This is a genomic window from Paraburkholderia sp. EG286A (assembly GCF_040965375.1).
Taxonomy (GTDB): Bacteria; Pseudomonadota; Gammaproteobacteria; order Burkholderiales; family Burkholderiaceae; genus Paraburkholderia.
Genome location: NZ_JBFRCB010000001.1, coordinates 277,862 through 292,271, shown reverse-complemented (window position 1 = coordinate 292,271; position 14,410 = coordinate 277,862). Strand labels below are relative to the sequence as shown.

General features: G+C 68.1%; 11 protein-coding genes. 8 read left to right on the top strand and 3 right to left on the bottom strand.

Annotated features, from left to right (window positions below):
- Window positions 1–13: 13 nt before the first annotated feature.
- Window positions 14–2,293 carry an ATP-binding protein gene (locus AB4Y35_RS01375; RefSeq protein ID WP_368703820.1) on the bottom strand — a complete coding sequence of 760 codons (2,280 nt, stop codon included), beginning with the start codon at window positions 2,291–2,293 and terminating at the stop codon, window positions 14–16.
- Between the two features lie 618 nt (window positions 2,294–2,911).
- On the opposite strand from AB4Y35_RS01375, the gene AB4Y35_RS01370 reads away from it, so the two are divergent.
- The 8 genes from AB4Y35_RS01370 to AB4Y35_RS01335 all read left to right on the top strand — a co-directional run bounded on the left by AB4Y35_RS01370 (window position 2,912) and on the right by AB4Y35_RS01335 (window position 10,577).
- Complete coding sequence (locus AB4Y35_RS01370) at window positions 2,912–3,280, top strand: response regulator (protein WP_321925897.1); 369 nt, start codon at window positions 2,912–2,914, stop codon at window positions 3,278–3,280.
- Window positions 3,273–3,896 (top strand): chemotaxis protein CheC, encoded by a 624-nt coding sequence (locus AB4Y35_RS01365; protein WP_110383369.1) that lies wholly within the window; start codon window positions 3,273–3,275, stop codon window positions 3,894–3,896. The genes AB4Y35_RS01370 and AB4Y35_RS01365 overlap by 8 nt, the downstream gene beginning before the upstream one ends.
- A complete protein-coding gene (locus tag AB4Y35_RS01360) occupies window positions 3,893–4,837 on the top strand; it encodes a diguanylate cyclase (RefSeq protein ID WP_324160122.1) in 945 nt (314 codons plus the stop codon). The genes AB4Y35_RS01365 and AB4Y35_RS01360 overlap by 4 nt, the downstream gene beginning before the upstream one ends.
- Before the next feature lie 282 nt (window positions 4,838–5,119).
- Window positions 5,120–5,971 (top strand): presqualene diphosphate synthase HpnD, encoded by an 852-nt coding sequence (gene hpnD / locus AB4Y35_RS01355; protein WP_368703046.1) that lies wholly within the window; start codon window positions 5,120–5,122, stop codon window positions 5,969–5,971.
- Window positions 5,971–7,239 carry a hydroxysqualene dehydroxylase HpnE gene (gene hpnE, locus AB4Y35_RS01350; RefSeq protein ID WP_368703045.1) on the top strand — a complete coding sequence of 423 codons (1,269 nt, stop codon included), beginning with the start codon at window positions 5,971–5,973 and terminating at the stop codon, window positions 7,237–7,239. The genes hpnD and hpnE overlap by 1 nt, the downstream gene beginning before the upstream one ends.
- Window positions 7,240–7,286: 47 nt before the next feature.
- A complete protein-coding gene (gene shc / locus AB4Y35_RS01345) occupies window positions 7,287–9,254 on the top strand; it encodes a squalene--hopene cyclase (RefSeq protein WP_368703819.1) in 1,968 nt (655 codons plus the stop codon).
- A 53-nt stretch (window positions 9,255–9,307) separates the two neighbouring features.
- Complete coding sequence (locus AB4Y35_RS01340) at window positions 9,308–9,973, top strand: phosphorylase (RefSeq protein ID WP_368703818.1); 666 nt, start codon at window positions 9,308–9,310, stop codon at window positions 9,971–9,973.
- Window positions 9,974–10,091: 118 nt separating this feature from the next.
- Window positions 10,092–10,577 carry an acyl-CoA thioesterase gene (locus tag AB4Y35_RS01335; RefSeq protein ID WP_069261559.1) on the top strand — a complete coding sequence of 162 codons (486 nt, stop codon included), beginning with the start codon at window positions 10,092–10,094 and terminating at the stop codon, window positions 10,575–10,577.
- A 105-nt stretch (window positions 10,578–10,682) separates the two neighbouring features.
- On the opposite strand, the gene AB4Y35_RS01330 is transcribed toward AB4Y35_RS01335, so the two are convergent.
- The gene (locus AB4Y35_RS01330) at window positions 10,683–11,741 is read right to left on the bottom strand and encodes a VacJ family lipoprotein (RefSeq protein ID WP_368703044.1); all 1,059 of its coding nucleotides are present in this window, start codon (window positions 11,739–11,741) and stop codon (window positions 10,683–10,685) included.
- Window positions 11,738–14,365: an MMPL family transporter gene (locus AB4Y35_RS01325; protein WP_368703043.1), complete on the bottom strand. Its 2,628-nt coding sequence runs from the start codon at window positions 14,363–14,365 to the stop codon at window positions 11,738–11,740. The genes AB4Y35_RS01330 and AB4Y35_RS01325 overlap by 4 nt, the downstream gene beginning before the upstream one ends.
- Between the last annotated feature and the right edge of the window lie 45 nt (window positions 14,366–14,410).

The following is a 14,410-nucleotide window of genomic DNA, read 5'->3' as shown; positions in this document are numbered from 1 at the left end:
CACCCGCGGCCTGTCATGCCCGAGGGCTCGGGAGCGTCGCATCGTGCTCGCGCTTCGCACGCGCCTGGCGGTCCTCGCGAATCGCCTCGAGCATCTTCTCCAGCAGCGCGATGTCGAACGGCTTCGACAGCACGCGCACATCGGCATTGCGCGTGCGCTCGAGCTCCTCCGCGTAGCCGGTCACGAGGATCACGGGCAGGTCCGGCTCGAGCCCCTGCAGGGCCTCGGCCAGATCGATGCCGTTCATCGTCCCCGGCATGTGGATGTCGGAAAGCACGAGGTCGAAGCGCGGCGTGGGCTCGCCCTCGGCAGGCGGCGCTTCGACCCGTTCCAGCGCACTCGCCGCGTCGCTCGCGCAGGTCACGCGGTGGCCCATCATCTGCAGGAGTGCCTCGGTGCCGGCCGCGACTTCGTCGTTGTCCTCCACGAGCAGCACGTTCAGCCCGTGCTGCACCTGGGCGCTCTCCTCGCGCGGCTCGCTCGGGCGCGGCGCGGGCGGCTCGGCGAGCGAGCGCGGCAGATACAGATGCACCGTCGTGCCCGCGCCGATCGCACTGTCGATCGCAGCGAGTCCGCCTGTGCGCTCGCAGAACGCGAACACCTGCGGCAGCCCGAGGCCTGTGCCCGTGCCCTTCGACTTGGTCGTATAGAGCGGCTCGAACGCGCGCGCGAGCACATCCGGCGGCATGCCCGTGCCGGTGTCTTCGAGCGTGACGTGCACGAAGTCGCCGTCGAGCGGGAAGCCTTCGCCCGGCCGGAAGCTGATGTTGCGCGCGCGCACCGTGAAGCGGCCGCCGTTGGGCATCGCGTCGCGCGCGTTCACGGCGAGATTGATCAGCGCGAGCTCGAATTCGGCCACATCGACGAGCACGGACCACACGTCGTCGTCGACTTCGACGATGAGCGACACCTTCGCGCCGAGCGACGCGCGCAGCAGTTCGCGGGCCGCCGGCAGCCAGCGCCCGACGTGGATCGTCTCGTTGCGCAGCGGCTGCTTGCGCGCCACGCCGAGCAGCTGGCGCGTGAGCGACTGGCCGCTCTTGAGCGCGCGCTCGACCGCCGAGAGTTCGCGCTCGAAGCCCGCCGCGCCGCGCCGCCGCGCGATCTGCACGTTGGCCGAGACGATCATCAGCAGGTTGTTGAAGTCGTGCGCGACGCTGCCCACGAGGTTGCCGAGCGCTTCCATCTTGCGCGACTGCCGGTAGGCGGATTCGATCGAGCGGCGCATCGAAGCCTCGGCCTGCCAGCGCTCCCACGCCTCCTCTTCGGCGGCGAGGCGCCGCAGCGACAGCCAGATCACGCACCAGAGGGCAATCGACGGCGTGAACATCGAGATGATGAGCACACTCAGGTGCCGGTACCAGGCCGCCCAGATCGCCGGCGTGCGATACGCGCAGGTCACGTAGACGGGGTACGCGCCCACGCGCCGGAACGCGAGGATCACGTTGCTGCCGAGCAGCGCGGAATGCATGCGCACGACGCCGGACTCGGTGCCGCGCTGGAGCGCGGCGCCCAGCGGCGAGTGCGGCGTGATCGCCGGGCCGTCCACGCGCGGCGGCGGGTCGAAGGCGAGGATCGTGCCGTCGCTGCGCACGAGGCCGAGCGACATCGGCGAGTCGGGGCCGAGCAGGTCGCGGTAGAACGAGCTGAAATAGCCGGGGCGCAAGGCGACCGAGACGAGACCCGCGAATCCGCCGGCGTTGTCGAGGCGCGCCACGCCCATGTTGAACACGGTCTCGCCGCTCACCTGGCCCTGCATCACGCGCGAGACGTGGTCGAGCACGTGGCCGTCGCGGATGCCGGTGAAGTCGTCGCGCGCGGCGATCGACATGGGCGGCGGCGGCGAATAGCGGCTGCTCGCGAGCAGGGCGCCGTCCGTCCCGAAAATCGACACCGCCGCCACCTGCGGATAACCGCCGCCGATCGCATCGAGTTTCTCGTGGATCTGCGGCTCGCTGGCGCGGATGCCGTCGTCGTTCAGGTCGCGCACGAGGTCGACGACGCGCGCGTCGAGCGCCTCGTTCATGTCGAACACCTTGAGCGCGTGCTCTTCGGCCACGCGCACGGTGCGCAGCGTGGTGTCGGTGGCGTCGGCTTCGCGCGCGCGCAGGTCGTTGTACGCCATGGCGGCGACGTAGAGGCACGGCAGCACGATCGCCGCGACGAGCAGCGCGAGCAGCGTGCGCCGGCGTACCGTGAAGTCGTGGCCCGGCGCGGCCGGAAACGGCGCGTCGTCGGCAGGGGGCGGCTGGGGTATGCGTTCGTCTGGCCGCTCGGGCCGGTCAGCAATCATCGTACGGAAAAGCAGGGAAAAGGCGGCGGGGCAGTCGACATGATAAACGACCGCGATGATGCCCCGACGCCAGCGCATCCCCGGCGCGCCGCAAGCATCGTGCGGCAGGCTGGCCGCCCAGGGGTTTTCCTCTCGCCGGATGCCGAATGCGCGAAAATCGGCAAAGCGCAAACGTACCACAAAGGGATAATCGACGTTCTTTATTTAGGGGATGGATCATTTATTTCCATAAACTAGCCGGAATGAGTCGATTTTGTTCGTTGATTGATTAACGGCGAGTTGCATTTGATTCAATTTGATTCGAGAATCCCGGACACGATAAATAACGCATTCGCATGAACGCCATGCTCGCCATTGCGGCGCATGGCCATGCAACGGGGTGGCTGCAGGCATGCAGACGAGGGCCTTCACGACCGGCGCACGGGTTGCCGGTAGCCATTGGGCAACGGCGCGGCCATGCGCCTTGCGTCGGCGCGCCCGCGCGCGAGCCCGTTTATGCGTTACGAATTATTCGGCCCGGTTCGCAATTTTCTTTGAAGTCTCCCTAAAGTAATTGCCCGCGCCGCCGTTAATCCGTCGAAACGCACTCCGTCCAACGCACACTCATTCAGCATATCCATGTCCTTGCCCATCGTGATCGCCGATGACTCGCTGTTAGCCCGCAAGGTGCTCACGAAGGCGCTGCCCGAGGACTGGGACGTGGCGATTTCGTACGCGTCGAACGGACACGAAGCGCTCGCCCATTACCGCGCCGGTCGCGCGGCTGTGATGTTCCTCGACCTCACGATGCCCGACCTGACGGGCTTCCAGGTCCTCGAAGCGTTGCAGCACGAAGACCTGAATACGTTCGTGATCGTCGTTTCCGCGGACGTCCAGCCTCGTGCCCGCGAGCGCGTGCACGCGCTGGGCGCGGCGGCGTTCGTCGCAAAGCCGGTAACCCAGGAGGCGCTGCTGCCCATCCTGAAGGAGTACGGGTTGTATGCCTGATCGAGTGTTCACGGAACTCCAGCGCGACGCGCTGCAGGAGATCGCCAATCTCGGCATGGGGCAGGCTGCGACGCGACTGTCGGGGCTGCTCAACGCCTTCATCGAGCTGTCGGTGCCGCGCGTGCGCGTGGTCGCCGTCTCCGAGGCCGCGGCGGCGCTGCGCGAGATGACCGGTATCGACGGCCCGGTTGCGGCCGTGCGCCAGGGCTTTCGCTCGGAGATCAAGGGCGAGGCGCTGGTGATCTGCCGCAGCGGCGAGATCGCCGAACTTGGCAGCCTGGTCGGCGGACCTTATGCGACGATCGGCGACGATGCCCTCACCGAGGAAGAACTGATGTTCGACGTCGCCAACGCGCTCACGGGCGCGTGCGTGTCGTCGATGCTCGACCAGCTCGGGCGCATGCCGGTGTTTTCGCAGCCGGGCCTGCTCGGCGAGGCGATCATGCTCGACGAGGTGTTCCAGCCGGGCCTGCTCGCCTGGGACGTCGCGCTGCTCGTCGAAGTCAATTTCGCGCTGGAAGACCAGCGCTTTCGCGCCCACCTCGTCATGCTGATGGCCGAGGAGTCGATCCATGTCGTGAGCCGGGCCATCGACGCGTTGTTACATAGCCTATGAACGAGCCAGCCGGGTTGCCAACACTAGCGGACCTCGTGGTCGAACGGGTGGGCTTCGGCATCTTCGTGGTCGATCGCGACATGAACGTGCTGAGCTGGAACCGCTTCATGCAGGATCACAGCGGCGTGACCGCCGAGGATGTGATCGGCCGCTCGATCTTCGAACGCTTCCCCGACCTGCCGCGCGCGTGGCTCACGCGCAAGGTGGAAAGCGTGTTCCAGCTAGGCAGCTTCGCGTTCAGCTCGTGGGAGCAGCGCCCGTATCTGTTCCAGTTCGACCATGACCGGCCGATCACGGGCGGTGTGGACTACATGCAGCAGGACTGCACCTTCATGCCGCTCATGCGCGGGCGCGACGTGATCGCCGTGTGCGTGACCATCTCGGACGTCACGCACGTGAGCGTCATGCAGCGCGAGCGCGAGGACGCCGTGGCGAAGCTGCGCGAATACGCCGACCGCGACGGCCTCACCGGCATCGCGAACCGGCGCTTTTTCGAAACGCGCCTCGCCGACGAATTCCTGCGCTGGCAGCGCTATGGCGGCGAGCTGTCGATGCTGCTGTTCGACCTCGACCACTTCAAGCGCATCAACGACGAATTCGGCCACGTGGCCGGCGACACGGTGCTGCGCTCGATGGCGCAGCGCGTCTCGGGCGTGGTGCGCAAGCAGGACGTGTTCGGCCGCTTCGGCGGGGAGGAATTCGCGCTGCTCCTGCCGTGCACGCCGCTCGACGACGCGCTTTACGTCGCGGAGAAGATCCGCCGCACGATCGGCGACGAACCGATCGAGGTGCAGGGCGTGATCGTGCCCGTGACGGCCAGTGTCGGCGCCGCGACGGCGCGCACGGGTGCGCCCGACTACGAAGGCATGATCAACGAGGCGGACGCCGCCCTCTACACGGCCAAGCGCCAGGGGCGCAACCGCTCGGTCGCGCTCGCCTGATCCCTGCCGGGGCGCCGACGGCCCCCGCCTCAATCCGGCTCTTCGCCCCATGCTCCGGGGCTACGCGGCCGCGCCTCCACTGCGGTCCCCATGCGCCGACCGCCCTACGCGGGTCGCCCCAAAGGTTGATATACTTTTGCCCGTTTCCGGCCTTGCGCGCCACCTGGCGAGCAATTTAAGGGTCGGGTGCCTCGCGCGTGTCCGCGCGCGCGGGCGACCCGCGGCAATGCGGGCCCGAATAGAGTCGAACGCCCGGTGAGGGCGCCCCCAGCGGAGATCGTCTTGGCTGTTTCCAATCTCGTCGTGGACGATACACAACAAACCGACGCTGCCGCCGCTTCGTCGGGCAGCTCGTTTTATCTGGCGATGCGGATCCTGCCCCCCGCGCAGCGCGACGCCATGTATCAGGTCTACGCCTTCTGCCGCGCTGTCGACGACATCGCGGACAGCGACCTGCCGCGTGCCGAGCGCGCGGCGGGGCTCGACCAATGGCGCGCCGACATCGACGCGTGCTATGCCGGCACGCCGCGCGCCTCGCTTGCGGCGCTCACGCGCCACATCCATACGTTCGGGCTGCAGCGCGAAGATTTTCACGCGATGATCGACGGCATGGCCATGGACGCCGCCGAGGACATCTGCGCCCCCGACGAGGACACGCTCGACCTGTACTGCGACCGCGTGGCGAGCGCCGCAGGCCGGCTGTCGGTGAGGATTTTCGGGATGCAGGAGGAGCCGGGCCGCTTGCTGTCGCACCATCTGGGGCGCGCGCTGCAGCTCACCAACATCCTGCGCGACATCGACGAAGACGCGGACATCAACCGCTGCTATCTGCCGCGCGAGCTGCTCGCGCGCGAAGGCATCGCGGCCGGCAATCCGCACACGATCGCCGCCGACCCGTCGCTGCCGCGTGTGTGCGAGACGCTCGTGCAGCGCGCCCGCGCGCACTTCGCGCAGGCCGACGCGATCATGGACGCCGTGCCGCGCGCGCAGGTGAAAGCGCCGCGCATCATGTCGGGTGTCTACCGCGTGCTGCTCGAGCGCACCGTGGATCGCGGCTTCGACCTGCCGCGCACGAAAGTCAGCAAGCCGCGCGCACGGCTCATGTGGATCGTCGCGCGTTACGCGCTGTTCTGATGCCTCGGCTAGTCCACGTCATCGGCGCTGGGCTTGCGGGCCTCGCGACGGCCGTACGGCTTCAACGGCGTGGCGTGCAGGTGGCGCTCTACGAGGCCGCCAGCCAGGCAGGTGGACGCTGCCGCTCGTACTACGACCGCACGCTGTCGGCGACGCTCGATACGGGCAATCATCTGGTGCTGGCGGGACATGCGCGCACGCTCGAGTACGTGCGCACGATCGGCGCCGGCGACGCGCTCTCCGGCCCCACCGAGCCGGGCTTCGCGTTCATGGATATCGCTGCGCGCTCGCGCTGGACGGTGCGCTTCTCGCGTTCGCGCATGCCGTTCTGGATCGGCGACTCGCGCTCGCGCGTGCCGGGTACGCGCGCCGCCGACTATCTGGGGCTGCTGCCGCTGCTGTTCGCCAAGCCGGGCCGCACGATGGCGCAGACCATGCGCTGCGAAGGCGTGCTGTGGGACCGGCTGCTGCACCCGTTCTTTCTCACGGCGCTCAATGTCGAGCCGCGCGTGGGCAGCGCGGAGCTGGCGGGCGCGATGCTGCGCGAGTCGCTCGCGGCGGGCGGCGAGTCGTTCCGGCCGCTGGCGGCGCGTGGGGGCCTTTCCAGCGCGTTCGTCGATCCGGCCTTGCGCATGCTTCAGCACGGCGGCGCGGCGATTCGCCTCGACTCGCCGCTCAGGGAGATCGTGTACGACGACGCGGCGGGCCGCGTCGCCGCACTCGATTTTTCAGACGGGCGCGTCACGCTCGCGCCCGACGAGGCGGTGGTGCTGGCCGTGCCCGGCGCGGCCGCCGCGGCGCTCGTGCCTGCGCTGCAGGCGCCGCAGCGCCACAATGCGATCGTCACGGTGCACTACGCGGTGCCGGCGCCGCCGGGCCTCGTGACGCCGATGGCGCTCGTCAACGGCACGGCCCACTGGCTGTGCGCGGCCGAAGGTCGCCTCTCGGCGACGATCCACGACGCGCAGGGCGTGCTCGACCTCAATCCCGAGGAGATCGCGCGCCGCGTGTGGTCCGACGTGGCCGAGGCGGCCTCGCTGCCGCTCGAGCCGCTGCCCGCCTGGCGCGTGTGCGCCGACGCGCGCGCGACCTTCGCCGCGGTGCCCGACGAGGAATGGCGCCGCCCCGCGACGCGCACGCGCTGGAACAATCTGATGCTTGCAGGCGACTGGACGGCTACCGGTCTGCCCGCGACGATCGAAGGAGCGATCCGCTCGGGCCGCAAGGCCGCCGAGCTGCTCCTGACCGAAAATTTGGAACGTAGATGAACGATTTATCCCAGGACATGCTCGGCGTCGCCACGCCAGGCGTGGCGATGCCCACCCCCACGTTTGCCGAAGTGACGGCCGCACCGCTCGCCACGCTCGACGCCGCCGTCGTGCGCGCGACCGACACGATCCTCGCCGACCAGCGCGCCGATGGCCATTGGGTCTACGAACTCGAAGCGGACGCCACGATCCCGGCCGAATACGTGCTGCTCGTGCATTACCTGGGCGAAACCGCGAACCTCGAGCTCGAACAGAAGATTGCGCGCTACCTGCGCCGCATCCAGCTGCCGGACGGCGGCTGGCCGCTCTTCACCGACGGCGCGATGGACGTGAGCGCGAGCGTGAAGGCTTACTTCGCACTCAAGATGATCGGCGACGCCGACGATGCCGAGCACATGGTGCGCGCGCGCGAGGCGATTCTCGCGGCGGGCGGCGCGGAGCAGGTCAACGTGTTCACGCGCATCCTGCTCGCGCTGTTTGGCGTGGTGACGTGGTACGCAGTCCCGATGATGCCCGTCGAGATCACCTTGCTGCCGCAGTGGTTCCCGTTCCATCTTTCCAAGGTGTCGTACTGGGCGCGCACGGTGATCGTGCCGCTGCTCGTGCTGGGCGCGAAGCGCCCGGTGGCGCGCAACCCGCGCGGCGTGCGCATCGACGAGCTGTTCCGCGGCGCGCCGGTGAGCGTGGGCCTGAACGCCCGCTCCCCACATCAGAGCAAGGGCTGGTTCGGTTTCTTCCGCGCCGTGGACGGCGTGCTGCGCGTGACCGATCCGCTCTTTCCGAGCTATCTGCGCCAGCGCGCGATCGACGCCGCGGTGGCGTTCGTGGACGAGCGCCTGAACGGCGAGGACGGTCTCGGTGCGATCTTCCCGGCCATGGCCAACGCCGTGATGATGTACGACGTGCTCGGCTATCCCGCCGATCATCCGCATCGCGCGATCGCGCGCCAGTCGCTCGAAAAGCTGGTGACGGTGCACACGGAGGAAGCGTACGTCCAGCCCTGCCTGTCGCCCGTGTGGGACACGTCGCTGGCGGCGCACGCCCTGCTGGAGACCGGCGACGCCCGCGCCGAGGATGCCGCGCGCCGCGGCCTCGAATGGCTGCGTCCGCTGCAGATTCTCGACGTGCGCGGCGACTGGATTTCGCGCCGCGAGGCGGTGCGCCCGGGCGGCTGGGCGTTCCAGTACGCGAACCCGCACTACCCCGACGTCGACGACACGGCCGTGGTCGTGGCCGCGATGGACCGCGTGGACAAGCTCGACAACACGAAGGCCTACGACGCCCCGATCGCCCGCGCGCGCGAATGGGTCGTCGGCATGCAAAGCAGCAACGGCGGCTGGGGCGCGTTCGAGCCGGAGAACACGCAGTACTACCTGAACAACATCCCGTTCTCGGACCACGGCGCACTGCTCGATCCGCCGACCGCCGACGTCTCGGGCCGCTGCCTGTCGATGCTCGCGCAGCTCGGCGAGATGCCGGCCATGAGCGAGCATGCACGCCGCGCGTACAACTATCTGCTCGAAGAGCAGGAAGCCGATGGCAGCTGGTATGGCCGCTGGGGCATGAACTACATCTACGGCACGTGGACGGCGCTGTGCGCGCTCAACGCGGCCGGTCTCGGCCACGACGACCCGCACATGACGCGCGCGGTGCAATGGCTCGTGCAGATCCAGAACGAAGACGGCGGCTGGGGCGAAGACGGCACGAGCTACAAGCTCGAATACCGCGGCTACGAGCGCGCCACGAGCACCGCTTCGCAAACGGCCTGGGCGCTGCTCGGTCTGATGGCCGCGGGCGCGGTCGATCATCCGGCGGTGGCACGCGGCATCGAGTATCTGCAGGCAACGCAGCAGGAGCACGGCCTCTGGGACGAGACGCGCTTCACGGCCACGGGTTTCCCGCGCGTGTTCTATCTGCGCTACCACGGCTATCGCAAGTTCTTCCCGCTGTGGGCGCTGGCGCGCTACCGCAACCTCAAGCGCGCGGGCGTGACGCGCGTCACGGTCGGTCTGTGAGCGTGGCGGCTGGCGTCAAGGCGCGTGCCCTGCCCGTGATCGCAGTAACGGGTATGGCCTTCGAGGCGAGCATTGCCGCGGGCAAGGGCCAGGACGGCGTGCGCGCCGTCTACGCCGCGCGCGCCGATCTGCTGCAGAGTGCGCTCGCGGCGGCGCTCCAGGACGGCGCGGCGGGCATCGTCAGTTTCGGCACGGCGGGCGGTCTGGCGCCCGATCTCGAGCCGGGCACCCTCGTGATCGCGCAGGCGATCGAAGGACCGTTCGGGCGTGTCGCGACCGATGCCGCCTGGAGCGCACGCATGGCCGACGCGCTGATGGCCTCGCCGCTCGCCGCGAAAACCCGGCGCGGCGTGGAGGCAGCCGTTGCCGCGCCGCTCACCGGTGCGGCGGACAAGGCGGCGCTGTTCAGCGTGTGCGGAGCGCTCGCCGTCGATATGGAATCGCATCTGGCCGCCGCCGCGGCCGCCGCGCATGGCGTGCCGTTCGCGGTGTGCCGCGCGATCGTCGATCCGGCGTGGCGCAGCCTGCCGAAAGCAGCCATGGCCGGCTTGCGCGACGACGGCACGACGGCGGTGCTCCCGGTCCTGCGCGAGCTGGCGCGCGACCCGGCGCAGCTGGGCGGCCTGCTGCGCGTGGCCGCGGACGCGAAAGCGGCACGCCAGTCGCTGAGCGCCGCGCGGCAGGTGTTGACGGCCACCGGCGCCTTTTTCCCCAAATGACCCAGACGGGTTATTGAAATACCTAGGGTAAACCCCTATCTCTGGTAACATCTCAGTGTTAACCCTAGGTTCGTACTCGCGAGCTGGGGACGAATCACATTTCGGGGAGTTACCAGCCATGAATTTTCATACTCGCAAGTGGGTCAAGCCTGAAGACCTGAATCCGAACGGCACGCTGTTCGGCGGTAGCCTGCTGCGCTGGATCGACGAAGAAGCGGCGATCTACGCGATCTGCCAGCTCGACAACCAGCGCGTGGTGACCAAGTTCATGTCGGAGATCAACTTCGTGAGCTCAGCGCGTCAGGGCGACATCATCGAACTCGGCATCACGGCCACGGATTTCGGCCGGACGTCGATCACGCTGCGGGCCGAAGTGCGCAACAAGATCACGCGCAAGAGCATCCTGACGATCGAGAAGATGGTGTTCGTGAACCTGGGCGCCGACGGCGTGCCGGCCCCGCACGGCCGCGAACGCATCCGCTACGCCGACGAAGCCTACGAGCGCTATCGCCAGACCGTGCAGACGACCGCGGACGCCACGGCGCTGGCGGCGGCGAACGAGGCCGAACGCCAGGCCGAGAGCGAGGACGCTTCGGTGCATTGAGCGGCGCGCACGACGCAATAAAAAACCCGGCAACCTGGAAAGGTTGCCGGGTTTTTTTGCGTTTGTACGCCGCCCGCCCGCAAACGGGCCGCCGCTATGCTGCTTTCAGGGCGCCGATGCCGGCTTCGCAGGCACTGCCGTCGCACCCGAAGCCGCAACAGGCGCCGATGCGCTCGCCGGTGCGGAAGCGGCCGCCGCTGCCGCTACACCCGCCGTGCCGGCCGCGGCAGCAGCACCTGGACCTGCACCAGCCGCGGCAGCACCCGTCGCAGCAGCGCCGGCAGCGCCCGCCGCGCTCCCCTCGCCCGGATCGTCGTAATTCGGCAGACCATTGTTCGACGCGCCGGGGGCGGCCGCACCACCCGCGCCGCCGGCACCGCCCGACTCGCCCGGGTCCTCGTAATTGGGTGCCCCGTTCTCGTTCGGTGTGGGCTCGTCGCCCGGCTCGCCATAGTTGGGCAGCGGCGCATTGTTGCCTCGCGAGCCGCGGATCAGCGATTCGCGCTGCTGGCGGTAGGCGTCGCGCACGAACGAATACGGGTCGAGCGCGGCCTGCTTGAGCAGGTCGGTTGCGCCCAGCAGGTCCGCACGCGCGCTGATGAACTGCGCGAGATACATCGGGTTGCGCACCGCCGGCTCGAAGTAGTTGATGACGTTGAACTTGACGTCCACGGCCATGCCGATGCCGTCGCGCACCGAACTGGGCCCGAACAGCGGCAGCACGAGATACGGACCGGCCGGCATGCCGTAATGGCCCATCGTGAGGCCGAAGTCCTGATGATGCTTGGGCAGCCCCGCCAACGTCGCGAAGTCGATCAGGCCGCCCAGACCGAAAGTCGTGTTCATCGCGATGCGCATCAGATCCTGGACGGCGTCAGTGATCTTCAGCTGCAGCAAGTTGTTCGCCAGGTTGTCGACGTCTCCGATGTTCGAGAAGAAGTTCGTGATCGCCTGACGCAGCGGCTGCGGCGTCACCTTCTGGTAGCCCTTGGCAACCGGCTGCGCGACGTAGGTATCGAGTTTGTCGTTGAACGTGAAGATTGCGCGATTCGCGGGCTCGAACGGATCGCCCGGTTTGCGGTCGGGGCCCGTGGCGCAACCCGACGTCACGAGGAGCGCCAGGCTCGCCGCCGCCATGGTGAGCGCGGCTTGATTCTTCTTCATTGGTCGATCCCCTGAGTTTCCGATCTCGCGCGTTTTGCGCGCGGCTTGCCCATCAGCACCGGCTGGAACACCACGGCGCCTATTAGCGTACAGAACAAGGACAGTGCGAGCAGCTTGCCCATGCTCGACGTGCCCGGATGATGCGATAGCCACAGGCTCCCGAACGCCGTGGCCGTGGTCGCGGCGGAAAAAAGCACCGCGTGTGTGAGGCTCGAATGCAGGAGGCCGGTCTGCCCCGCGCGCCAGGCCATCACGAAGTAGATTTTGAACGCGACGCCGACGCCGAGCATCAGGGGAAGCGCGATGATGTTGGCGAAATTTAGCTGAATTCCAAAAACGACGCACAGTTCGAGCGTCACGAGCGCCGATACCAGCAGAGGAATGAGCGTGCGCAGCACGTCGCCGAAATTGCGCAGCGTGATCCAGAGCAGCGCGGTGATGAGCAGCACCGACCACCCCGCTGCCTGGAAGAACGCGAGGATGATCACGTTCGCCGAGTGCAGGATCGAGATCGGCCCGCCGATCGCGTTCGGCTCCGCCGCCTTTACCGCGTGCGCGAAGCGCGCGAGCATCACGTCGTCGTTGGAATCGACGCCCGGCGGCACGCGCGGCGCGATGTCCACGATTGCCTGGCCGGTCGGCGCCACCCAGTCGCGCACCATCTCGGGCGGCAGGTTCTCACGCGTGATTTCCGAGGGCTGCAACAGGCGCGCGAGCTGCGCGAAGGCGAGCTTGAGCGTGAGGCTGAAGGCGGTTTCCGCGCGGTCACGCGTAGCCGGGCTCGCGTTCGCGAGCTTCGTGAGCGCGTCGGACAGATGCTTCGCCTCGGCCGCGCCCGGCCCCGGATGGTCGCTCGCGGCGAGCGAAAGCTGGTTGGCCGCGCGCTTGAGCGTCTGCACGCGCACTTCGTCGGTCACGGGCGAGGACGGCTGCTGCGTGAGCGCGGGCAGGAGCTGCTGCGCGGCGCTCGAGATCAGCATGAGTTTTTGCTGCTGATCGTCGGGAATCAGCGAGCTGAGCGTGGTGGCGCGCGCCACTTCCGGCAGCTTCGAGAGCCGCGCGGCGATCTTGTCGGCTTCTTCGAGCGACGGCGCGAGCACGCTCACGTCGTTGATCGAGATGACCGGCGAGTTCTTGAGCGCGAGCAGCGTCGCCATCGACTCGGTATGCGGATCCTTAAGATGCAGCGGATTGAAGTCGAAGCGCAGATGCAGCAGCAAGGGCGTCGCGCCCACCACGATGATGAGCGTGGTGATCAGCACGGGCTTGCGATGCTCGGCGAGCCATCTGTCGACGGGCGCGAGGAACGCGAAGCCCGGCGAGGCGCGCTCGCCCCTCGGATTGAATACGCGGATGAGCGCCGGCAGCACCGTCATGTTGCAGACGTACGCCACGAACATGCCCACGCCCGCGATCTGTCCGAGTTCCGAGAGGCCCTTGTAGGCGGTCGGCAGGAAGGAAAAGAAACTTTCGGCCACGGCGATCGCGGCCAGCGTGAGCGGCACGCCGATGGTGCGCGCGGTCTTGAGGAGCGCGGCGTCGAGCCGCTCGTCCTGATAGCGCTCCTCGCGATACTTCACGCCGAACTGCACGCCGAAATCGACCCCTAGCCCCACGAACAGCACCATGAAGGCGACCGAGAGCATGTTGAACGAGCCGATCATCATGAGGCCGAGCGCGGCCGTGATGACGAGACCGATCACGAGCGTGATGAGCGTCGCGCCGATCAGCTTGCCCGAGCGCAGCGCGAGCCACAGGATCACGAGCACGACGACGAGCGTGATCACGCCGTTGAGCGCGGCGCCGTCCTGCACCGAGGCGAACTCGTCGTCGGCGAGCGGCTGTTCGCCCGTGAGGCGCACGCGCGCGCCGAATTCGCTGTCGAGATGAAGCGAGTCGGCGGTCGCGCGGATCGCCTCCGACGCGTTCGCGCCCGCCTTGAGCGCGGCGAAGTTGAGCACCGGCTGCACGGTGATGAACGCGAACGCGGGCTTCGTGGCCGCGTCCTTGTCGACGAGCGCGCGCCACGAGAACGCCGCGGGCTTGCCGGCGAGCACCTCGTCGACGACGGTGGCGGCGCTGCCGAGCAGATTCGCCATTTGCGGCAACTTGATCTGGCCGATCGTGAGCGGCAGTTGCAGCGTGGTCGTGAGCGTGCCGGCCAGACCCGCGAGGCTCGGGTCCTTTGCGAGCTGGTTCACGAGCGGGCGCGCCTGCACGAGCTGGCCCGTGGTCGAGAGCACGGTGGCCGTGGACGGGAACAGCAGGCCGTTGTGCTGGAAGAACGGGCCGCCCGCGGGCTGCGAGACAGCGCTGAATTCGCGCGAGTCGGCCTTGAGCGCTTGCGCGAGCTTGTCGGCGGCGGCGTCGGCGAGCTCGGGCGCGTCGGCTTCGACTACCACGAGCAGCGAGCTCGCGCGCTGCGGGAACGCCTTGTCCTTGGCTTCGCTCAACGCGGCCCATTGGGCTGTGTTCTCGACGAGACCGCTGACGTCGGTATTGATCTTGAAATGCTTCGCTACGTACACGCCGGAGAGCACGGCAAGCACGATCGCGAGTGTGATCACCCACGCCGCGCGGCGCACCGACCAGGCGACGAGGCTAATGATGAATGGCTTCAGCATACAGGCGAGGGGGCCCTGTCAATTAGGTTCTTTGACGCGAAACGC

Bases quoted from the DNA above. Each gene is read 5' to 3' on its own strand.
- AB4Y35_RS01365 (WP_110383369.1), top strand. From the start codon at position 3,273: ATGCCTGATCGAGTGTTCACGGAACTCCAGCGCGACGCGCTGCAGGAG.
- AB4Y35_RS01375 (WP_368703820.1), bottom strand. From the start codon at position 2,293: ATGATTGCTGACCGGCCCGAGCGGCCAGACGAACGCATACCCCAGCCG.
- AB4Y35_RS01340 (WP_368703818.1), top strand. From the start codon at position 9,308: ATGGCCTTCGAGGCGAGCATTGCCGCGGGCAAGGGCCAGGACGGCGTG.
- AB4Y35_RS01325 (WP_368703043.1), bottom strand. From the start codon at position 14,365: ATGCTGAAGCCATTCATCATTAGCCTCGTCGCCTGGTCGGTGCGCCGC.
- AB4Y35_RS01360 (WP_324160122.1), top strand. From the start codon at position 3,893: ATGAACGAGCCAGCCGGGTTGCCAACACTAGCGGACCTCGTGGTCGAA.
- hpnE (WP_368703045.1), top strand. From the start codon at position 5,971: ATGCCTCGGCTAGTCCACGTCATCGGCGCTGGGCTTGCGGGCCTCGCG.
- AB4Y35_RS01335 (WP_069261559.1), top strand. From the start codon at position 10,092: ATGAATTTTCATACTCGCAAGTGGGTCAAGCCTGAAGACCTGAATCCG.
- shc (WP_368703819.1), top strand. From the start codon at position 7,287: ATGCCCACCCCCACGTTTGCCGAAGTGACGGCCGCACCGCTCGCCACG.
- AB4Y35_RS01370 (WP_321925897.1), top strand. From the start codon at position 2,912: ATGTCCTTGCCCATCGTGATCGCCGATGACTCGCTGTTAGCCCGCAAG.
- AB4Y35_RS01330 (WP_368703044.1), bottom strand. From the start codon at position 11,741: ATGAAGAAGAATCAAGCCGCGCTCACCATGGCGGCGGCGAGCCTGGCG.